This is a genomic window from Plastoroseomonas hellenica (assembly GCF_018129085.1).
GTDB classification, from domain to species: Bacteria; Pseudomonadota; Alphaproteobacteria; order Acetobacterales; family Acetobacteraceae; genus Plastoroseomonas; species Plastoroseomonas hellenica.
Genome location: NZ_JAAGBB010000080.1, coordinates 1 through 19,081 on the forward strand (window position 1 = coordinate 1; position 19,081 = coordinate 19,081).

General features: G+C 71.4%; 19 protein-coding genes and 1 pseudogene. 4 read left to right on the plus strand and 16 right to left on the minus strand.

All coding sequences use genetic code 11. The features are described 5' to 3' along the window. The 6 genes and pseudogenes from GXW71_RS32130 to thrC all read right to left on the minus strand — a co-directional run. Positions 1-224 (minus strand): annotated as a pseudogene (locus tag GXW71_RS32130) (Tim44 domain-containing protein); the annotation flags it as partial. 235 nt (positions 225-459) lie between these two features. Then, on the minus strand, positions 460-1,008 hold the full coding sequence (locus GXW71_RS32135; RefSeq protein ID WP_211857584.1) for an AAA family ATPase: 549 nt from the start codon (positions 1,006-1,008) through the stop codon (positions 460-462). A gap of 4 nt (positions 1,009-1,012) precedes the next feature. After that, positions 1,013-1,387 (minus strand): hypothetical protein, encoded by a 375-nt coding sequence (locus tag GXW71_RS32140; protein WP_211857586.1) that lies wholly within the window; start codon positions 1,385-1,387, stop codon positions 1,013-1,015. Continuing rightward, entirely contained in the window at positions 1,384-2,709 is a 1,326-nt protein-coding gene (locus GXW71_RS32145) for a TldD/PmbA family protein (protein WP_211857588.1), read from the minus strand. The genes GXW71_RS32140 and GXW71_RS32145 overlap by 4 nt, the downstream gene beginning before the upstream one ends. Then, entirely contained in the window at positions 2,706-3,971 is a 1,266-nt protein-coding gene (locus GXW71_RS32150; protein WP_211857590.1) for a M16 family metallopeptidase, read from the minus strand. Before GXW71_RS32150 ends, GXW71_RS32145 begins: the two co-directional genes overlap by 4 nt. Before the next feature lie 113 nt (positions 3,972-4,084). Further along, entirely contained in the window at positions 4,085-5,479 is a 1,395-nt protein-coding gene (thrC, locus tag GXW71_RS32155) for a threonine synthase (RefSeq protein ID WP_211857592.1), read from the minus strand. A 122-nt stretch (positions 5,480-5,601) separates the two neighbouring features. On the opposite strand from thrC, the gene GXW71_RS32160 reads away from it, so the two are divergent. Then, positions 5,602-6,198 (plus strand): DUF938 domain-containing protein, encoded by a 597-nt coding sequence (locus tag GXW71_RS32160; protein ID WP_211857600.1) that lies wholly within the window; start codon positions 5,602-5,604, stop codon positions 6,196-6,198. A gap of 427 nt (positions 6,199-6,625) precedes the next feature. Here the strand turns inward: GXW71_RS32160 and GXW71_RS32165 are convergent, their stop codons facing one another. The 5 genes from GXW71_RS32165 to GXW71_RS32185 form a co-directional block, all read right to left on the minus strand. Next, positions 6,626-6,832: a cold-shock protein gene (locus GXW71_RS32165; protein ID WP_211857602.1), complete on the minus strand. Its 207-nt coding sequence runs from the start codon at positions 6,830-6,832 to the stop codon at positions 6,626-6,628. Between the two features lie 178 nt (positions 6,833-7,010). Then, the gene (locus GXW71_RS32170; protein WP_211857604.1) at positions 7,011-8,114 is read right to left on the minus strand and encodes a microcin C ABC transporter permease YejB; all 1,104 of its coding nucleotides are present in this window, start codon (positions 8,112-8,114) and stop codon (positions 7,011-7,013) included. Between the two features lie 4 nt (positions 8,115-8,118). Next, positions 8,119-9,984, minus strand: coding sequence for an extracellular solute-binding protein (locus GXW71_RS32175; protein ID WP_211857606.1), 1,866 nt, complete (start codon positions 9,982-9,984; stop codon positions 8,119-8,121). Between the two features lie 71 nt (positions 9,985-10,055). Next, the gene (gene hisN, locus GXW71_RS32180; protein ID WP_211857615.1) at positions 10,056-10,838 is read right to left on the minus strand and encodes a histidinol-phosphatase; all 783 of its coding nucleotides are present in this window, start codon (positions 10,836-10,838) and stop codon (positions 10,056-10,058) included. After that, on the minus strand, positions 10,838-11,392 hold the full coding sequence (locus GXW71_RS32185; protein ID WP_211857617.1) for a c-type cytochrome: 555 nt from the start codon (positions 11,390-11,392) through the stop codon (positions 10,838-10,840). Before GXW71_RS32185 ends, hisN begins: the two co-directional genes overlap by 1 nt. Positions 11,393-11,547: 155 nt before the next feature. On the opposite strand from GXW71_RS32185, the gene GXW71_RS32190 reads away from it, so the two are divergent. Then, positions 11,548-12,285: a 3-deoxy-manno-octulosonate cytidylyltransferase gene (locus tag GXW71_RS32190; RefSeq protein WP_211857619.1), complete on the plus strand. Its 738-nt coding sequence runs from the start codon at positions 11,548-11,550 to the stop codon at positions 12,283-12,285. A gap of 4 nt (positions 12,286-12,289) precedes the next feature. Then, a complete protein-coding gene (locus GXW71_RS32195) occupies positions 12,290-13,141 on the plus strand; it encodes a prephenate dehydratase (RefSeq protein WP_211857621.1) in 852 nt (283 codons plus the stop codon). A gap of 169 nt (positions 13,142-13,310) precedes the next feature. On the opposite strand, the gene GXW71_RS32200 is transcribed toward GXW71_RS32195, so the two are convergent. From GXW71_RS32200 to GXW71_RS32215, 4 genes are all read right to left on the minus strand, one after another. After that, positions 13,311-14,015 carry a lysophospholipid acyltransferase family protein gene (locus GXW71_RS32200; RefSeq protein ID WP_211857623.1) on the minus strand — a complete coding sequence of 235 codons (705 nt, stop codon included), beginning with the start codon at positions 14,013-14,015 and terminating at the stop codon, positions 13,311-13,313. 77 nt (positions 14,016-14,092) lie between these two features. Then, positions 14,093-14,725, minus strand: coding sequence for a YdcF family protein (locus tag GXW71_RS32205; RefSeq protein ID WP_367617412.1), 633 nt, complete (start codon positions 14,723-14,725; stop codon positions 14,093-14,095). Positions 14,726-14,856: 131 nt separating this feature from the next. Then, positions 14,857-15,750 (minus strand): FtsX-like permease family protein, encoded by an 894-nt coding sequence (locus GXW71_RS32210; protein WP_211857627.1) that lies wholly within the window; start codon positions 15,748-15,750, stop codon positions 14,857-14,859. Further along, the gene (locus tag GXW71_RS32215; RefSeq protein WP_246527085.1) at positions 15,737-16,435 is read right to left on the minus strand and encodes a cell division ATP-binding protein FtsE; all 699 of its coding nucleotides are present in this window, start codon (positions 16,433-16,435) and stop codon (positions 15,737-15,739) included. The genes GXW71_RS32210 and GXW71_RS32215 overlap by 14 nt, the downstream gene beginning before the upstream one ends. A 97-nt stretch (positions 16,436-16,532) precedes the next feature. Between GXW71_RS32215 and GXW71_RS32220 the strand changes: the two genes are divergently transcribed. After that, positions 16,533-16,904, plus strand: a complete 372-nt coding sequence (locus GXW71_RS32220) for a zinc-ribbon domain-containing protein (protein ID WP_211857629.1) — start codon at positions 16,533-16,535, stop codon at positions 16,902-16,904. A 25-nt stretch (positions 16,905-16,929) separates the two neighbouring features. On the opposite strand, the gene GXW71_RS32225 is transcribed toward GXW71_RS32220, so the two are convergent. Continuing rightward, positions 16,930-19,081: DUF4175 family protein (locus tag GXW71_RS32225; RefSeq protein ID WP_211857631.1), on the minus strand; the 2,152-nt coding region annotated here is incomplete at its 5' end.

Below are 19,081 nucleotides of genomic sequence, written 5' to 3' on the forward strand. Positions count from 1 at the left end.
GCCGCCCCGGGCCCGGCCTGGGCCGCCGGCGGCGTCATGGTGCGGTCCATGGGACGCGCCGCGTTGGGCGCGGTCTGGGTTGGCGCCGGCGCGTCATAGGTGCGGCTGCCGCGGCTGCCCGAGGAGCCGCGCCCGCCTGGGCGCGCATCCGCGATTGCGGGGGCGAGCACCAGAGCCAGCGCCGCGAAGGCGGCGAGGAAGAAGGCGGGACGGGAAGGGGACATTGGGGATGGCGTCTCCGGCGGGGCTTTCGTTACAGGGAATATAGGATACGGCCATGCAAATTGCGATGGCTTCAGAGCCCGTTTGAGAATGGTGCGGAGGTGGGCTGGCGAGGGATTTTTCGTTCCTGTCGTGTCGGGTGACGCAGCCGATGCTGGTTGCATCGGCGAGGAGGCCGGCGTGGCAGGGGCGGAAAAGACCCGCCAGCACGCCCCGCAGCCATTCTCAAACGGGCTCTCAGGCCACCGGCGGGGCGGCGGGCAGGCCGAGCGTCGATACTACTAAGCGCCCCGCCTCCTCTGGCGATACCGCGCCGGTGTCGATCGTGAGGGCGGAGGCCGGCATCGCCGCTTCGCAGGCCGCCATGTCGGCGCGGATCCGCCGCAGCAGATCCAGGGACCGCAGCTTGCCGAAGGCGGCGCGGCCAGGGTCCACCAGCCGCCGCTCCTGCTCCGCGTCCGGGAGCGTGAGCCGCACGAAGTCGACACGGCCGCCGGCGGTCGCCACTGCCGCCAGCGCGCGCTCCGGGAACCCGGGCGTCACGGTCGGCTCCGGTGCGAAGGTGAAGATCAGGGATTGGCCGGCAGCGGCGGCCTCGCCCAGCACCTCCAGCCAGAAGCGCTCGCGCAGGCGCACGAAAGGCTCGGCTCCGAAGGGAAAGACTGCGGCGACGGCATCGACGACCAGATGATTGTGGAACACGGGGAAGCCGGTCAGCGCTGCGATCTCGCGCGCGACGGTCAGCTTGCCGGCGGCCGGCGGGCCATGCAGGAAGACCAGGCGCATGGCATCACCGCGCCCGCTTCGCCGCCTCGGGCACCATGTCGGCGTAGACCGCGGCCGCCCAGGGCCTGGCGGCGGCGGCGACGTTGCGGAGGTCGTCGGGCTCCAGCCCGGCGACGAACTCCTCAAGGCTCTCCTCGTCCTCGTCCCAGGCGGCGGCGGCGTCGATCACCACCGCCATGGCTTCCAGAGCGGCGTCGCCGAAGTCGCCCGGGCGCAGCAGCCCGGCATCCAGCAATTCCGGCACCTGATGCGCGGTGACGATCGCCAGCGTCGCCGTCGCTTCGGCGTCACCCGCCCGTCCCTCTGCCAGCGCCGCCAGGGCTGCGACCGCCTCCGGCAGCATCGCGGCCGGCGGGCGTTCCCAGGGGTGCCCGCTCATGCGCCGGCCAGCGTCAGGCCATCGACGCGGATGGTCGGCGCGTCGGTGCCGCGGCGGAACTGCAGGTCGCTCGCCGGCATCATGTTGCGGAACATGTCCTGCAGCCGCCCGGCGATGGTGATCTCGCTGACCGGTTCGGCCAGCGCGCCGTCGCGGATCATGAAGCCGGCAGCGCCGCGGCTGTAATCGCCGGTCAGGCCGTTGACGCCCATGCCGATCAGGTCGGTCACGTAGAGACCCTCGGCGATGTCGCCGATCAGCTCGCCCGGCGTCACATGCCCAGGCTCCAGCCAGAAATTGGTGGACGCGGGCCCCGGCGGCCCGCCGGTGCCACGGCTCGCATGGCCGGTGGAAGCGAGGCCGAGCTGACGGGCGCTCCGCGTATCGAGGATCCAGGTGGTCAGCACGCCATCCGCGACGATGGCGAGCGGCGCGCCGGGCTGTCCCTCGCCGTCGAAGGGGCGGGAGCGCAGCCCTCGCGGCCGCAGCGGGTCGTCGCGCACCGTGAGCCCGGCCGCCAGCACGGGCTTGCCCAGGCTGTCCTTCAGGAAGCTGGTGCCGCGCGCCACCGCCGCGCCGTTGATCGCGCCCGACAGGTGCCCGAGCAGCGAGCCGGAGACGCGCGGGTCATAGACCACCGGCAGCCGCGCGGTCGCAGGCCGGCGGGGGTTGAGCCGCGCCACCGCCTTCTCCGCCGCGCGCTTGCCGAGCATCGCCGCATCCTCGAGGTCCGCGAGGTGGACCGCGACCGAATGCTCCCAGTCGCGTTCCATCCCGGTGCCGCTGCCGGCGACCACGGAGATCGCGGTCGAATGCGTGCTGCGCACGTACTGATCGGCGAAGCCGTTCGAGGCCACGAGCGCGATGGTGGCGCGCGACCAGCTCGCGTCGCCGCCCTCGCTGTTGGTGATGCCGGGGACCGCGAGCGCCGCTTCCTCGATTGCGGCGGCGCGTTCGAGCAGCGCCTCGGCGGAAGGCTCGATCCCGTCGTCGAGGTCGAGCGGCTGCTGGGCGAAGCTGCGCGCTTCGGCGAGGCCGGCGAAGGGATCCTCCGGCACCACCCGTGCCATCGCGACCGCGCGCTCCGCCAGGGCCGCGAATTTCCGCGGATCGGCGTCGGTCGAGGAGATGATCGCCTGCCGCTGGCCCACGAAGACGCGCAGCCCGATGTCGAAGCCCTCCGACCGCTCGAGCTGCTCGATCTTGCCGAGCCGGCGGGAGACGGAGAGCGAGGCGTTCCGCACCAGCAGCGCATCGGCGGCATCGGCGCCGGCCTTGCGGGCTTCCGCGATCAGGCCAGAGAGCGTGTCGAGTTGGCTCATGCGGCGAGGGTCTCCGCGATCGCGGCCACCCCCGGCACCTGGCCGGCGGGGCCCATGGTGGCGAGCGTCGGACGCCCGCGGAAGGCAGCCGCCGCCGCCTGCTGCACCTGCTCCACGGTCACCGCCGCGATCTTCGCCTTGGTCTCCTCGACCGGGATCACGCGGCCATGGATCTGGATCTGGCGCGCGAGCTGCTCGGTGCGGCTGCCCGTCGATTCCAGCGACATGAGGAGGGAGGCACGTAGCTGCGCCTTGGCCCGGGACAGCTCCTCCTCCGTCACGTCGCGCTGCACGCGAAGCAGCTCCTGCAGCGTCACGGGCATGAGTTCCGCCGCCTCCTTCTCTCCGGTGCCGGCATAGATCTGCAGCATGCCGGAATCATGGAAGGGCGTGGCGAAGGAATAGACCGAATAGACCAGCCCGCGCTTCTCCCGGATCTCCTGGAACAGGCGCGAGGACATGCCGCCGCCGAGCAGCGTCGAGAGCAACTGGGTCGGGTAGTAGAGCGCGTGCCCATAAGGCACCGAGGGGAAGCCGAGCACGATGTGGACCTGGTCGAGGTCGCGATCCTCCCGGAACTCCCCGCCCTCATAGCGCGCGGGCTCGGGCGGCGGCGGGGCGACGGCGGGCAGGTCGGCGAAATGCTCGCGCACCAACCCGACCAGGACATCGTGATCGAGCGCGCCGGCCGCCGCGACGACCATGCGATGGGGGCCGTAATGGCCGGTCATGTAGCCGGTCAGCGTCTCCCGCTTCATGCCCTTGATGCTGTCCTCGGTGCCGAGCACCGGGCGCCCCATCGGCTGCTGCGGATAGGCGGTGTCCTGGAAGTGATCGAAGACGATGTCATCAGGCGTGTCGTTGGCCTGGCCGATCTCCTGCAGGATCACCCCGCGCTCCCGCTCCAACTCGTCCGGCGCGAAGGTCGAATGGGTCAGGATGTCGCCGATGATGTCGGTGGCGAGCGGCAGATCCTCCTTCAGGACCTTGCAGTAATAGGCGGTGCTCTCGCGCGCCGTGTAGGCGTTCAGGTGGCCGCCCACATTCTCGATCTCGCGCGCGATCGCGGCGGCGTCGCGCTTCTTCGTGCCCTTGAAGGCCATGTGCTCGAGGAAGTGGGAGACGCCGTTCTCCGCGGCGCTTTCGTTGCGCGTGCCGGCGCCGACATAGGCGCCGAAGGAGGCGGTCTCGACGCGCGGCATGGCTTCGCTGACCACGGTCAGGCCATTCGGCAGGGTGGTCAGGCGGACGGCGTCGGACATGAAGCTGTGGGTTCCCTAGAGCACCAACGTCTCCGGCCGGTATCGGCGAAGACGGGAAGCGCGGCCAAACCAGAACGCTAGACCATGATAGCCCTGGATCGAAGCAATCTTGGCTAGTTGCGCCGGGCATGGGCGCGGACGGCCGCCTCGATGCTGCCGAGGTCGTTCGGCAGCACGGTGAAGCGTTCCTCCCGCTCATATAGGTCGGCGAGGCGCGGCGGCAGAGGGGGGCGGATGCCGGTCGCGCGTTCCACGGCATCCGGGAATTTGGCCGGGTGGGCGGTGGCGGCGACCACCACTGGCAGCCCGGCCGGTGCCAGGGCCTTGGCCGCGGCGCTGCCGATCGCGGTGTGCGGGTCGGCCAGGTAGCCGCTCTGCCGGTGGAGGCGCCCGATCTCGGCCAGCGTCCCCTGGTCGTCGAGGGCGAAGCCCTGAAACAGCGCGGTCGCCTGCTGCCAGGCGGCGTCCGGCACCGGCATCCGGCCCTCGGCGCGGAAGCGGCGCATGGTCTCGGCGGTGGCGCGGGCATCGCGGCCGAGCAGCTCGAACAGCAGCCGCTCGAAATTGGAGGAGACCTGGATGTCCATGGACGGCGAGAGGGAGGGCTCGACCTCCCGCGCGGTCATGTCGTTGGACGCCAGGAACCGGGCCAGGATGTCGTTCCGGTTGGCGCCGACGATCAGGCGCGGGATCGGCAGCCCCATGCGCCGCGCCGCCCAGGCGGCCAGCACATTGCCGAAATTGCCGGTCGGCACGCTGAACGCCACCTCCCGGTCCGGCGCGCCGAGCGCGAGCGCCGCATAGGCGTAGTAGGGGATCTGGGCCGCGACCCGGGCCCAGTTGATCGAGTTCACGGCTGAGAGCCGCATCTCCGCCCGGAACGGGACATCGGCGAACATCGCCTTCACCAGGTCCTGGCAATCGTCGAAGCTGCCCTGCACCGCGATGTTGCGGACATTCTCCGCCGGCACCGTCGTCATCTGCCGACGCTGCACATCGCTGGTGCGGCCTTCGGGATGCAGGATCACGATGTCGATGGCCGTGCGGTCGCGGCAGGCCTCGATGGCGGCCGAGCCGGTGTCGCCGCTGGTCGCGCCGACGATCGTCACCCGCTCCCGCCGCTTCTCCAGCACATGGTCGAACAGCAGCCCGAGGAGCTGCATCGCCATGTCCTTGAAGGCCAGGGTGGGGCCGTGGAACAGCTCCAGCGCGAAGGTGTTGGTGTCGGTCTGCACCAGTGGCGCCACGGCGGGATGGCCGAAGCCGGCATAGGCGCGCTGGGTCATGGTGCGCAGCGTCTCGAAGGACAGGCTGTCGCCGATGAAGGGGTGGATGATCCGCGCGGCGAGTTCCGCATAGGGCAGGCCGCGCAGGCCGCGCCATTCGGCGGCGGAGAATTCCGGCCAGGCCGCAGGCACGAAGAGCCCGCCATCCTCGGCAAGGCCCGCCAGCAGGACGGCTTCGAAATCACGGGGGGCGGCTTCGCCGCGGGTGGAGATATAGCGCATGGGGGGCGGACCCTAGATCAGTTCCCGATCCGGTGAAATCACCGGATCCGATGACACTTTGCCGGAAGGCCTGCCGTGCCGGCCAATTGACCGGAGCGGCGGTACGGCTCAGCAAGAGCGGCATGACGGACGATCCCCGGCGCCACGCCCCGGCTACCCAGCGCAACCGTGACGCCATCCTGGCGGTGCTGCGCCGCCATCTGCTGGCGAGCGGGCTGCTGCTGGAGATCGCCAGCGGCACGGGCGAACACGCCCTGCATTTCGCCGCGGCACTGCCCGGCATCACCGTCCAGCCGAGCGACCCGGATGCCGGCGCCCGGGCCAGCATCGACGCGCATGCGGGGGCCGCGGGCCTGGCGAATATCCGCCCGGCGCTGGCGCTCGACGTCACCGGCGCCTGGCCGATCGACCGCGCCGATGCGCTGCTCTGCTGCAACATGATCCATATCGCGCCGTGGGAGGCGACGCCGGCGCTGGTCGCCGGTGCCGCGCGGGTGCTGCCGCCAGGCGCCCCGCTGCTGCTCTATGGCCCCTTCCTGCGCGACGGCCGCCACACAGCGCCGAGCAACGCTGCTTTCGACGAAAGCCTGCGCGCGCGGGATCCGCGCTGGGGCGTGCGCGACCTCGACGAGGTTATCGCGCTTGCGGCGGATTTCGATGTCGAGGCGATCGAGGCGATGCCGGCCAACAACCTGACGGCGGTATTCCGCCGCCGGTAACCCTTGGCTGTTTCGGCGAGCCTCGTCACCCGCTCAGGCACCGAACGGGACCTGACTCTACCCTAGCACGTCGAGGACGATCTGCCGGATCTCGGCCGGGGTGAGGCCGCAGGGTTCGGGCCACTTGGCGGCCTGGACGGCGGGCAGTGGCATGGTGGGTGTGCTGAGAAATAGGGAATGCCGCGTATCGGCATCCGAACGCATTTGAGTGAGTATGGTCATGACGTGCGGCCGCATCCGCGTGCGGGCGGCCGAAAGACTCCTTGTTGGTAGGGATTGAGATGGCGGCCACATCGGCCATGCCATCGGGCCGTTCGCGCAACGTATCGCGCCGGCCGGACGCCGCCTTCGCCCGAGGGCGAAGGCGGTGCCGTCACGGATGGGACACCGAGGCGCCCATCCGAAATCAGGTCTCGCGAGCGAGACCTCAGTCGAGCTTCAGATTGCAGGCCGAGACCTTGCCGCGGTCGCCGCTCTGAACGTCGTAGGAGAGCTTCGCGCCTTCGCGCAACTCCTGCAGGCCGGAGCGCTGCACGTCGGAGATGTGCACGAACACATCACCGCTGCCGTCGGAAGGCTGGATGAAGCCGTAACCCTTGGTGGCGTTGAACCACTTCACGGTGCCATTGGCCATGGGATATTCCATTCAAGCTTTGGGTGCCACCGCGCAGGAAGGCACGGCGGATCAAACTTCGGGAGGGAGCGGGCAGCGGGCTCGGCGCTCGATCACGAGCTTGGAGAGCAGGCCGAAACCAAACAAAGCTGACGAACACTGATATAGAGCAATCGGGCCGAGATGCAAGGAAATAGAATCAGCGCCGCCCTTCGAAGTCGATCCGGGGGTCTACCAACGTGTACGTGAAGTCGCCCACGATCTGCATCACCAACCCGAGAAGGGTGAAGATGTAGAGCGTCGCGAACATCACCGGGTAATCCCTCCGGATCGCCGATTCGAACCCCAGCAACCCGAGCCCGTCGAGCGAGAACACGATCTCCACCAGCAGCGCGCCGGTGAAGAGGATGCCGATGAAGGCGGAGGGGAAGCCGGCGATGATCAGCAGCATCGCGTTGCGGAAGACATGGCCGTAGAGCACGCGCGTCTCGCCGGCGCCCTTGGCGCGCGCGGTCACCACGTATTGCTTGCCGATCTCGTCCATGAAGCTGTTCTTGGTCAGCATGGTCAGCCCGGCGAAGCCGCCGATCACCAGCGCCAGCGTCGGCAGCGCCATGTGCCAAGCGTAGTCCGCGGCGCGCTCCCAGAACGGCCAGCCGCCGCTGCCCGCCGATGCCAGTCCGCGCAACGGAAAGATCTGCCAGAAGCTGCCGCCCGCGAAGAAGACGACCAGCAGGATCGCGAAGAGGAAGCCCGGAATCGCGTAGCCGACCAATACGACGCCGGATGTCGCGACGTCGAAGCGCGACCCGTCGCGCACCGCCTTGCGGATGCCGAGCGGGATCGACACCAGGTAGATGATCAGCGTCGACCAGAGGCCGAGCGAGATCGAGACCGGCATCTTCTGCAGGATCAGATCCACCACCGGCCGGTCCTGGAACAGCGACCGCCCGAAATCGAAGGACAGGTAGCCGCGCATCATCTCGAAGAAGCGGACATGCGCCGGCTTGTCGAAGCCGAAGGCGCGCTCGATCTCAGCGACGACTGCGGGGTCGAGGCCCCGCGCACCGCGATAGCTGCCGGAAGGGCCTTCGTTGCCGCCCTGTTGGCGCGGTGTCTGCCGCACCTCGCCGCCGCCTTCGCCGGTGATGCGGCCGAGCGTCTGACCCTGGCCGCGGATCTCGGCGATCATCTGCTCCACCGGGCCGCCGGGCGCGAATTGCACGACGGCGAAGTTGATCAGGATGATGCCGAACAGCGTCGGCACCACCAGGATCAGGCGGCGAAGGAGGTAGGCGGCCACGGCGCTACTGCTGCTGGACGGCGCGCCGCCCTTCTTCGACCGTGCCGACCCGCGCCGCCTCGATCCACCAGGTGTCGAGCCCGAGGGCGTAGCGCGGGTTGCGCGGCGGCCTGCCGAACTTGTCCCAATAGGCGATGCGGAAGGTGCGGCTGTGCCAGTTCGGGATGACGTAGTTCTGCCAGAGCAGCACGCGGTCCAGCGCCCGCGTCCGCGCCACCAGCGCGTCGCGGTCCGGCGCGTTGATCACCTGCTCCACCAGTTGCTCCACCACCGGGTCGCAGATGCCGGCGACGTTCTGGCTGCCATTCTCCCGCGCCTTCTCGCAACTGAAGAAGTCGCGCTGCTCATTGCCGGGCGACAGGCTCTGGGGAATGACGTCGATCGTCATGTCATAGTCGAAGGCATCCATCCGGACCTGGTACTGCGCCGGGTCGATGGTGCGGACGCGGGCGGTGATGCCGAGCCGTTCCAGCACCTGCACATAGGGGAGGGCCACCCGCTCATAGCTCGGGCCGTTCAGCAGGATCTCAAACTGGAAGGGCTGGCCCTGGGCGTTCGCCAGGCGCCGGTCGCGCACCGTCCAGCCCGCCTCGCGCAGCAGCACCAGCGCGCGGCGCAGCGCATCGCGGTTGTTGCCGGAGCCGTCGGTGACCGGCAGCTTGTATTCCTCGGTGAAGAGTGCCGGCGGCAACTGCGCCCGGAAGGGTTCCAGCACCGCGAGCTCGGCGCCCTGCGGCAGCCCGCTCGACGCCAGGTCGGAATTCGAGAAGTAGGAGGCAGTGCGGGTATAGCTGCCATAGAACAGGTTGGCGTTCATCCACTCGAAGTCGAAGACCTCGATCAGCGCGCGCCGCACCCTCGCATCCTGGAACAGCGGCCGGCGCAGATTCAGGACGAAGGCCTGCATACCCGTCGGAAGCTCGTGCCGGATCTCGTCGCGCTTCACCAAGCCGCGGCGCATCGCCGGAAAGTCGTAGCCGGTCGCCCAGTCGCGGGCGATGTTCTCGGTGCGGAAGTCGATCTGCCCAGCCTTGAAGGCCTCGAAGGCGACGGTGTTGTCGCGGAAGTACTCGTAGCGGATGACGTCCCAGTTGTTGGTGCCCCGCATCACCGGCAGATCGCGGCCCCAGTAATCCTCGACGCGGCGATAGACGATGCTGCGCCCCGGCTCCTGCCGCTCGATGCGATAGGGGCCGGAGCCGAGCGGCGGGTCGAGCAGCGGCCGCGCGAAATCCCGCCCTTGCCACCAATGCTTCGGCAACACCGGCATCTGGCCAAGGATCAGCGCCAGCTCGCGGTTCTCGTTGGAGCGGAAGCGGAAGACGACGCGCTTCGGCGCCTCCGGCACGCATTCGGTCACGTCGCCCCAATAAGCGCGGTAGAAGGGCCGCCCGCTCTGGCGCAGCGTCTCGAAGGTCCAGACCACGTCCTCGGCGGTGACCGGGCGGCCATCATGCCAGCGCGCCTGCTCGTGCAAGGTGAAGGCGACCCACATCCGGTCGGCCGGCAGCTCGATGCCCACGGCGAGATGCGCGTATTCGCTGCTCGCCTCGTCCGGGCTCGGCTTGAGCAGGGTGTCGTAGATGTTGGTGATGCCGACCGCGGGGGTGCCGCGCAGAATGAAGGCGTTGAGGCTGTCATAGCTGCCGAGCGCGGTCAGCACGATCTCGCCGCCTTTCGGCGCATCCGGGTTCACCCAGGGCCAATGGGGGAAATCCTTCGGCAGCGACGGCTCGCCGAGCAGCGACAGCGCATGGGTGCGGGTGACGCCGTCGGCGTCCGGGCGCCCGGCAGGGGTGGCGGCGAGGCCGGTGCCGAAGGGTGCGAAGCCGAGGGCGGCCTGGAGGGCGAGGAAGCGACGACGGTCCATGGCGGGAGAGTGGGGGTTCGCCGCGGGCGCCGCAACAGCCGGGAAGGCTTTGCCCTCCCTGCGTCGTGCCGCTACCGCAGCAGTGCGATCGCCTCCGCCTGCAGGGCCGGATCGCCGACCGCCAGCACGTCGCCGGCGGCGCCGAGCTGCAGGGGCGCGCCGGTCCAGTCCGTCACCCGGCCGCCGGCGCCTTCGATCACCGGCACCAGCGCCGCCCAGTCCCAGGGCTTCAGCCCGCTCTCGGCGATGATATCGACCAAGCCAAGCGCGATCAGGCCGTACCCGTAGCAATCGCCGCCCCAGGTCACCCGGCGCGCGGCGCGGCGCAGGCGGTCGAAGCGTGGGCGATCGCCCTCGGCGAAGAGGTCCGGCGCGGTGCAGGACAGCTCCGCCTCGGCCAGCCGGGCGCAGGGCCGGCAACGCGGCTGGCCGCCCATCGGCGAGACGAAGCGTGTCGCCTCGCCGGAAACCCCTGTCCAGCGTTCCCTGGTCACCGGCTGGTCGATGATGCCGAGCACCGGCACGCCCTTGTGCAGCAGCGCGATCAGCGTGCCGAACAATGGCCGCCCGGTGACGAAGGCGCGGGTGCCGTCGATCGGGTCCAGCACCCAGACCCATTCGGCATCCACCCGCTCCGGCCCGTATTCCTCGCCCCAGATGCCGTGTTGGGGCAGCGTCTTCGCGAGGAATTCCCGGATCGCACGTTCGGCGCCCTTGTCGGCCGCGGTGACCGGGCTGGCGTCGCCCTTGGCCTCGACCAGCAGGGCGGAACGGAAAAGGGGGCGAATGACCGCCCCCGAGATCGCCGCCGCCTGCTCGGCCGCCGCCAGATAGGCCGCGGGGACGGCACCCATCAGGGGGCCGGCGCGTTCGGGCTGATGCTGCGCAGATAGGCGATGACATCCGCCCGCTGCGCATTGCTGGTGATGCCCGCGAAGGCCATGCGGGTGCCGGGTACGCCGCTGGCCGGGCGGTGCAGGAACTCGTTCAGCGCCTCATAGCTCCACTGGACGCTGGCCTTGCCGCGCATCGCGGGCGAATAGTTGAAGCCCTCGGCATGGGCATGGTGGTTGCCGACGATGCCGTAGAGGTTCGGCCCGACGCGGGCCGGCCCACCCTCGTTGAAGGTGTGGCAGGAGGAGCAGAGCCGCTGCGCGAGCTGCTGGCCGTTCTGCGGATTGGCGTTCGCCAGCAGCGGTGTGATCGGCTCCAGCGCCGGGGCGGCCGGGGCACCGGAGGGTGGCGGCGGCGGCTCGCCGATCTGGATCGCGGCCTCATGGAGCTGGTGCGGATGGACGAGAAGCTTGCCGAGGAAGCCCGCCAGCCCGAAGACCACGCCGGCCGTCAGCACCGCGGCGAAAATCTTGTTCGTACCCAGGGCATCCTTGCCCGTACTCGTCGACGCCATCCGGATCCGCCCTTCGCGACCGCAGCCAAGTGGCGGGGCCAGCGACCGGGCTTTCGCCCAGGCGCTGCCTCGCCTAAAACGCGCCGGACCATATAGACCACGCTGCGCCGCGGCAACCCGTCCGGGGCCGCCCGGCGCCTTCGGAAACCCTGGCTTTGAACCCCATCATCCTGATCCCGGCCCGCATGGCCTCGACACGCCTGCCGGGCAAGCCGCTGGCCGATATCCACGGCAAGTCCATGATCGTGCATGTCCTCGACCGTGCGCGGGAAGCGGGGCTCGGCCCGGTCGCCGTCGCCGCCGGGGAGCCCGAGATCGTGGCTGCCGTGCGCGCCGCCGGCGGCACCGCCGTGCTGGTCGCCGATGATGTGCCGAGCGGCACCGACCGCGTCCACCGCGCCCTCGCGACGCTGGACCCGGAGGGGAAGCATGATGCGGTGATCAACCTGCAGGGCGACCTGCCGACCATGCCGCCCGCGCTGCTCGTCACCTTGCTCGGCGCCCTGGCCAGTGGAGAAGCGGATATCGCGACCCTCGTCGCTCCCGTCACCTCGGCCGAGGAGGCGGCCGCCAGCCAGGTCGTCAAATGCGCCTGCGCCTTTCCGGACGGCGCCGCCGTCGCCCCCGCCCTCTATTTCAGTCGCCACCCGATCCCCTGGGGAGAGGGGCCGCTATTCCATCACATCGGCGTCTATGCCTATCGCCGCACCGCGCTGGAGCGCTTCGTCGCTCTCCCCGCCTCGCCGCTGGAATTGCGGGAGAAGCTGGAGCAGCTCCGCGCGCTGGAAGCCGGAATGCGCATCGTCGCGGCCCGGGTGGACCACGCACCCTTCGGGGTCGATACCCCGGACGATCTCGAACGCGCCCGCAAGGCCTTGGCAGGACATCACTGATCCCATGAGCATCATCGCCTTCCAGGGCCTCCCCGGCGCCTATTCCGATCTCGCCTGCCGCGCCGCCTATCCGGGCTGGACCACGCTGCCCTGCCCTTCCTTCGAAGCGGCGATGGCGGCGCTGCGCGAAACCCGTGCCGACCTCGCCATGCTGCCCTGCGAGAATTCGCTCGCCGGCCGGGTGCCGGACATCCACCGCCTGCTGCCGGAATCCGGCCTCTCGGTGATCGGCGAGCATTTCGAGCGTGTGGAGCACTGCCTGATGGCGCCGAAGGGCGCGACGCTCGCCACCATCAAGCGCGCCCACAGCCATCCCGTGGCACTCGGGCAGGTGCTGAACATCCTGCGCGAGCTGAACCTCGCCCCGGTGATCGAAGCCGATACCGCCGGTGCCGCCGCCCTGATTGCGGAGCGCGGCGGCACCGAGGACGCCGCCATCGCCAGCGCGCTCGCCGCCGAGATCTACGGGCTCGAGATACTGCGCCGGAATGTCGAGGACGCGGCCCACAACACCACCCGCTTCTATGTCATGGCGCGGGAACGCCAGGATGCGCCGGTCGACGCGGCCGACACCGTCACCAGCTTCGTCTTCCGCGTCCGCAACCTGCCGGCCGCGCTCTACAAGGCGCTCGGCGGCTTCGCGACCAATGGCGTGAACATGACGAAGCTCGAGAGCTACATGCTCGACGGCCATTTCACCGCGACCCAGTTCCTCTGCGACGTCGACGGCCATCCCGAGCAGCCGGCGCTCCGGCGCGCGCTGGAGGAACTGGCCTTCTTCTCGAAGGAGCTGCGCATCCTCGGCGCCTACCCGGCACACCCTTATCGCCGCGAGACGGAGCCCGCGGCGGAATAATGCCTCAAGCGCCGGCGGCCGCATCCGCGGCCTTGGCTAACGCGCTGTCAGGGCACGCCCGGCTCGGCTGATGGTCGCGCGCGGGGCCGCATTCGCGGCCCCGGGGCATCGCTGCGCTCGCCCCGCAGGAATTGGTGGCGGCCTCCGGCCGCGGGGTGTCTGCGGCGAACTAAGAGTAAAGCCGCTTTGTTTCGGTTTCGATGACCGTCTCCAGGCGCTCCATCAGGGCGGCGCGCGGCAGGCCTGCCGGCAGCGGCGGCAGGATCGCGACGATGATGGTGCCCGGCTGCTTGTGGAAAGCGAGGCGGCCCCAGTAGCGGCCGCTGTCAGTCGCCACCGGCACCAGCGGCGCGCCGCTCGCCATCGCCATGGCCGCCACGCCCGGGTGGTAGAGCGCCCGTTCCCCCGGTTGGGTGCGCGTACCCTCGGGGAAGATCACCACCTTGCGCCCCTCGGCCAGCACCGCCTGGCTGTTCCGGACCATGCCGCGCAGCGCCGCGGCGCCACCGTCCCGCTCCACCGCGATATGCCCGCAGCGCCGCGCCAGCGCGCCCCAGAGCGGCAGGTTCATCAATTCCTGCTTCAGCACATAGGCCGGGCGGTCGACCACCAGCAGCCAGATGATGGTGTCGAAGGTCGACTGGTGCTTGGCCGCGATGATGGCGGCCCCCGGCGGCAGGTGCTCCCGCCCCTCGATCCGCGCGTCGATGCCGCAGATGACGCGCAGCAGCCACAGCACCGCCCGTGCCCAGGCGCGCACATAGGCGTGCAGGCGGGCAGGCGGGCCCAGCAGCAGGACCTGTCCCAGGACACAGGTCAGGGCGGTGAAGGGGAGGAAGATCAGGTTGAACAGCAACGAACGCAGGAAACGCATGAACCATCCTTCAGCCGGCGCAGGCGCGGGCCCGTCCGGAAATCGTCAGCGCGGGCGGCGGTGACGGGACCACATCCTCAGCGGTCCCGTGCATCGCCGCGCACCGGCGTGAGCGAGGACAGCCCCGCCTGTGCCAGCAGCCATTTGGCATATTCGCCGAGCAGGAGCGACCATCGCCGCGCCCAGGGCAGCGCGCCCGCCGCCGCCAGCCGGGCCGGCAGGACCGGATGGGCGACCAGCCGCACATCCGGCAGCACGCGGCGCATTTCGAGCAGCGCCCGCGGCATGTGGTAGCCGGCGGTCACCACCCGGATGCTGTGCAGCTCCTCGGCCCGGACCCAGGCCGCCGTCTCCGCGGCATTGCCGCGCGTCGTCGCCGCCGCGCGGCCGACCGTGACCCGGGCGGCGAGCGGTGCCGGGTCGAAACCCGCCGCCTCCGCGATGTCGGCGAAGCTGGCGTTGCGATGCGCGCCGGTCACCAGCAGCCGACGCGCCCGATCCTGCGCGAGCAGCCGGAGCGCGGTCTCCACCCGTTCGGCGCCACCGGTCAGCACGACGATGCCGTCGGTCTTCTCCGCCGGCGCCTCCGGCGCCGCGGCGACATGGCCCTGGAACCAGAGGAAGCCGCCGAACAACGCGGCCAGCACCGCCGCCTGCACGGCCGAGAGCAGCAGAAGCAGGCGCCTTCCGGGAGTGCCCGTCCGATTCACGCCTTCGGTGCTCGGCGGTTCCGCCGCCTGCGCCCTATGGCGATCGGACGCGCTTGCACAGAGGCCCGTCCGATTCACGCCTTCGGTACTCGGCGGCTCCGCCGCCTGCGCCCTACGGTGATCGGACGTGCTCACGGCAGCCGCGCCAGCCATCGCCGCACCACCGCCTGCGCTGTGAGCCAGCCGATCGCTGCTGCCGCCAATGGCACCAGCGCCAGGTCGATCCAGGGCACCCGGTCCCAGGGCAGGCCGCCGAGGCCCTCTGTCGGCACCGCGTCGCCGAAGGGCTGCGCCAGCCGGGCGAGCACGAAAAAGGCCGGCACCGCCAGCGCCGCGCCTGCCGCCCCGCCGCCGAACGCCAGCGCCGCCGCCCGCCGGGCGAAACGGCCGGCGATCTCCGACCCGGTCGCGCCAAGCTGGTGCAGCACCAGCACGCTCTCCTGCCGCGCCGCAATGCCGGTTCTGACCGCGACGGCCACCACGGCGACCGCGATCAGCACCACCAGCGCCAGCGCCGCCAGCGCCATGCCGCGCACCCCCCGCGCCAGCGCCGCCAGCCGCGCCACCCAGACGCCATGCGCCTCGGTCACCGCACCCGGCACCGCCTCCGCCACCCGGTCGCCGATCAGCGCGACATCGGCGTTGAGGTCGCGCAGCCGGACCTCGATCACCCCGGGCAACGGCAGCGCCGGCTGATCGCCGAGCCAGGGCCGCAGCAGCTCGGCCATGCGCTCGCCATCGACCGGATTGGCCTCCGCCACCTCCGGCATCACCGAGAGGACGCCGAGCGCCAGCGCCATGCGGGTCAGCGACGGCTCCGGCACCTGGACGGTCACCGCCGATTCGGCACCGCTCCGCCAGCGCTCCGCGAAACCGTCGGCGGCCCGCGCGCCGGCGAAAGTCAGCGCCGCCAGCAGGGCCATCGCCGCGATGAGCGCCTGCAGCAGCCGGTCCGACATGGCGCGCCGCAGCCCGAGCGGATCGCGGGCCCCCGCGCGCCGCCGCGCCCGCTCAGCCCTCGTCATGGCCACGGATCCGCCCGCGTTCGAGGCGCATGGCCGGCGCCGGGAAGCGCTGCACCAGATCCTCGCTATGGGTCGCGATGACGATGGTGGTGCCGAGGCGGTTCATCTCCGCGAAGAGCGCCAGCAGCCGCCGTGCCTGCGACGCATCGACATTGCCGGTCGGCTCGTCCGCCAGCAACAGGGTCGGGCGGCAGACCACCGCGCGGGCGATCGCCGCGCGCTGCTGCTCGCCCCCGGAGAGCTCCTCCGGCCGCGCATGCGCCCGGTGATCCAGGCCGATCCAGCGCAGGATCTCCGCGACATCCTCGGCGATCACCGATTCCGGGCGGCGCCCCAGGCGCAGCGGCAGCGCGACATTGTCGAAGATCGAGAGGTGCGGCAGCAGACGCAGATCCTGGTGCACCACACCGATCCGCCGCCGCAATTCCGGCAGGGTGCGGCGCGGCGCGGCGCCGGTGCCGACGCCCAGCACCTCCACCGCGCCGCGGGTCGGGCGCAGCGCGGCGTGCATCAGCCGCAGCAAGGAGGTCTTGCCGGCGCCGGAGGGACCGAGCAGCCAGGTGAAGGAGCCGTCGTCGAGCGCGAGCGACACCCCGCGCAGGACTTCGGCGCCGAGCCCGCCGCCGGGGGCGGGATAGGCCAGGCCGACCGCATCGAATCGGACCACGGGGCCGGAACGCTCCATGGGCCATCCATGGCATGGCAGCTAGGCACGCCTCAACCATCGGTGGGTGGCCGCCTTGGGCTTGTGCCGGCAGCGCCACCTGTCCACCTTGCAACGCATGCGGATCGCTTGCCCCGACTGTGCCGCCGAATACGATGTCCCCGACCATCTGCTGGTCGGTAATCCCCGCGCCATGCGCTGCGCCCGTTGCGGCCGGGTATGGACGCCAGCACCGCTGGACGAGGAGCCGCCGCCACCGCCCGAGCCGATGCCGGAAGAACCCCCGGCCGAACCACCCCCGCCCGAGCCGCCGCCAGCCGAGCCTGCCCCGCCGCCGCCCGCCCCGGTGCGGCGCACTGGGCTGCTCGTCGCCTGGCTGGTCACGGTCGCGGTGATCGTCGGCACGGTCGTCGGCGTGGTGACGCGGCGCGACGATCTGGTCCGGGCCTGGCCGCCCGCCGAGCGCGCCTACCGCGCGGTTGGATTGTAGACCTCAAGTCCTGGGACGGCCGCGCTCAGAATTGCCTGAGCAGGCGGTCGATATAGTCGAGTTCCGTCGGCGGCCGCTCCCGCTCCGCACCGCGGCGGCGCAGCTCCTCCTGCAGGCGGCGGGTGCGCAGCACCTCTGCCTCCTCGGGCACGCGCGTGTCGGAGCCGTTGTCCTGTGCGCCCGCGGTGTCGCGCTGGCGGCGGCCGAGCGGGTCGCGGCCCTCGCCCTGCTGCTGGCCCTGCTCGCCTTCGCCACCGCCCGGCTGCTGGCTGCCTGCGGCATCCTGCGACTCGCCGTCCTCCTCGCCCTCCTGACCCATGCCCTGGCGCTGCATCTGCTGCGCCATCTGGCGGCCGCCTTCCATCAGCGCCCGCATCGCCCGGCCCTGGGCGTCGCGCGCGTCGCGGCCCTCGCCCAGATTCTCCCCGGCCTCGCGCATCGCCTGGTCGGCGCGGCCGAGGCTTTCCGGCACCTCGCCCGTCAGGTCGCCAAACTGCTGCATCAGCTCCCCGAGCGCGCGGCGCAGCGCCCGCTGGCGGCGGGCATCCGCGGCGGCGTCCGGGGTCGCCTGCGCCTGTCCCTGCGGCGGCGTCTGGGGCTGCTCGCCCGGCCGCTGGAAGGGCTGCTGGAACGGGCGCTGTGGCTGCCGGCGCTCGGCACCGGTGCGGCGATCGGCCTCCTCGGCGCGCTGCTGGCCGCGGTCGAGCATGTCGCCCTGGCGCCGCACGAGGTCCTGCACGGCGCCCATCTGCTGGCGGCCGCGCTGCTGGCGCTCCTGCCGCTGGCGCTGCTCGGGGCTCGCGACCCGCCCCTCCTCCAGCGCCCGCAGCATTTCCTCGAGCTCGGCGAGCTCGCGCTGCGCGTCCTCCGTGCGGCCCTCGCGGGCCGCGTCGCGCATGCGCTCGGTACGGCGGTCGAGTTCGCGCCGGTCCATCAGTCGGCTGCGCGGGTCGAAGGGCATCGCCTCCGCATTCTGCTGCTGCAACCGCTCGGCCAGCGCCTCCAGATGGCGGCGCACCGCTTCGCGCAGCTCCTGAATGCGGCGCTCAAGCTCCGCGCGCTGCTCGGGCGTGGTGTCCTCGCTGCGCTGGGCTTCGTCGAGCGCCTCGCGCAGCGCCTCCCGAGCGGCGGCGAGCGCGCGGGCGGTACGGTCGGCGCGACCTTCCTCCAGCGCGATCGCGACCTCCCAGAGCATCGCCTGCACCTCGTCCACAGCGGCCGGGCGTCGGTCGCGCTGCAGGCGATGGCGGGCGGAGCGCAGCGCCAGGAAAGTACCGGCATCATGCTCGAAGGCCTCCGGCGCCGCGGCGATGCGATCGAGCGCGCGCCAGGCCGGCTCCCGTGCCGTCGGGTCGACCGACAGCGCCTTGCGTAGCGCGATCACCGCCTGCGCCACGGGATGGTTGAAGCTGCGCTCGGGGAGCGTCAGCGTGACGCTCTCCGACTGCCCTTCTTGCCCGGCGCCGTCGCGCGCAGTCAGCCGGACGCTCACATCGAGCCCTGCCCAGGGATGCGCGGACAAGTCCGGCTGCGCCGCGCCCTGTGCGGTGCGGGGATTGCCGCCGGGCAGCGGGATGTCCAGCCGGTGCGGCTCGGCATCCGGGCGGGCGGCCAGGCGGATCTCGGCCCGCAGCGCCGCGACGCCCCAATCGTCCTCGGCCCGCCAGGGCAGCCGTATGGTGAGGCCGCGCTGCGCCCGCGCCGGCGGTTCGGTAAAGAGCGCCCGGGGCGGGGCATCGGCCTGCACGGTGACCGTCCAGGCCGCGATTTGCCGCCCGTCGCGGGTCAGCCGCAGCCGCCCGCCGCGCTCCAGTACCGTCTCACCCACGAAGCTGGCGCGATCCAGCGAGCGCATGGCGACCTCGTTGGAATCGAGCGCCAGCGACGGCGCCTCGCCGACGCCGCCGGACAGCGAGACCTGCAGCCGGCTGCCCTGCGGCAAGGTCACGGCGCCACCTTCGGACGCCAGGAAGACCGGCGCGGCACCGGTATAGGCGGGTGGCGTGGCCCAGGCCTCGACCCGCATCACCGGCGGCGGGGCGGCGGCGGCGAAGCCCGGCTCGAAGGCGCGGCGCAGGCGTTCGCCGGTGCTGTCGCCGGCCATCACCAGCGCCGCGAAGACCGCGAGGCCGAGCCCGGCCCGGATCGCCCGCGGATCGCGCGCCGCGAGCCCCGGG

Bases quoted from the DNA above. Each gene is read 5' to 3' on its own strand.
- GXW71_RS32150 (WP_211857590.1), bottom strand. From the start codon at position 3,971: ATGTCCGACGCCGTCCGCCTGACCACCCTGCCGAATGGCCTGACCGTG.
- GXW71_RS32160 (WP_211857600.1), top strand. From the start codon at position 5,602: ATGACGGACGATCCCCGGCGCCACGCCCCGGCTACCCAGCGCAACCGT.
- GXW71_RS32200 (WP_211857623.1), bottom strand. From the start codon at position 14,015: ATGCGTTTCCTGCGTTCGTTGCTGTTCAACCTGATCTTCCTCCCCTTC.
- GXW71_RS32185 (WP_211857617.1), bottom strand. From the start codon at position 11,392: ATGGCGTCGACGAGTACGGGCAAGGATGCCCTGGGTACGAACAAGATT.
- GXW71_RS32165 (WP_211857602.1), bottom strand. From the start codon at position 6,832: ATGGCCAATGGCACCGTGAAGTGGTTCAACGCCACCAAGGGTTACGGC.
- GXW71_RS32135 (WP_211857584.1), bottom strand. From the start codon at position 1,008: ATGCGCCTGGTCTTCCTGCATGGCCCGCCGGCCGCCGGCAAGCTGACC.
- GXW71_RS32140 (WP_211857586.1), bottom strand. From the start codon at position 1,387: ATGAGCGGGCACCCCTGGGAACGCCCGCCGGCCGCGATGCTGCCGGAG.
- GXW71_RS32220 (WP_211857629.1), top strand. From the start codon at position 16,533: ATGCGGATCGCTTGCCCCGACTGTGCCGCCGAATACGATGTCCCCGAC.
- thrC (WP_211857592.1), bottom strand. From the start codon at position 5,479: ATGCGCTATATCTCCACCCGCGGCGAAGCCGCCCCCCGTGATTTCGAA.
- hisN (WP_211857615.1), bottom strand. From the start codon at position 10,838: ATGGGTGCCGTCCCCGCGGCCTATCTGGCGGCGGCCGAGCAGGCGGCG.
- GXW71_RS32145 (WP_211857588.1), bottom strand. From the start codon at position 2,709: ATGAGCCAACTCGACACGCTCTCTGGCCTGATCGCGGAAGCCCGCAAG.
- GXW71_RS32175 (WP_211857606.1), bottom strand. From the start codon at position 9,984: ATGGACCGTCGTCGCTTCCTCGCCCTCCAGGCCGCCCTCGGCTTCGCA.
- GXW71_RS32215 (WP_246527085.1), bottom strand. From the start codon at position 16,435: ATGGAGCGTTCCGGCCCCGTGGTCCGATTCGATGCGGTCGGCCTGGCC.
- GXW71_RS32195 (WP_211857621.1), top strand. From the start codon at position 12,290: ATGAGCATCATCGCCTTCCAGGGCCTCCCCGGCGCCTATTCCGATCTC.
- GXW71_RS32210 (WP_211857627.1), bottom strand. From the start codon at position 15,750: ATGACGAGGGCTGAGCGGGCGCGGCGGCGCGCGGGGGCCCGCGATCCG.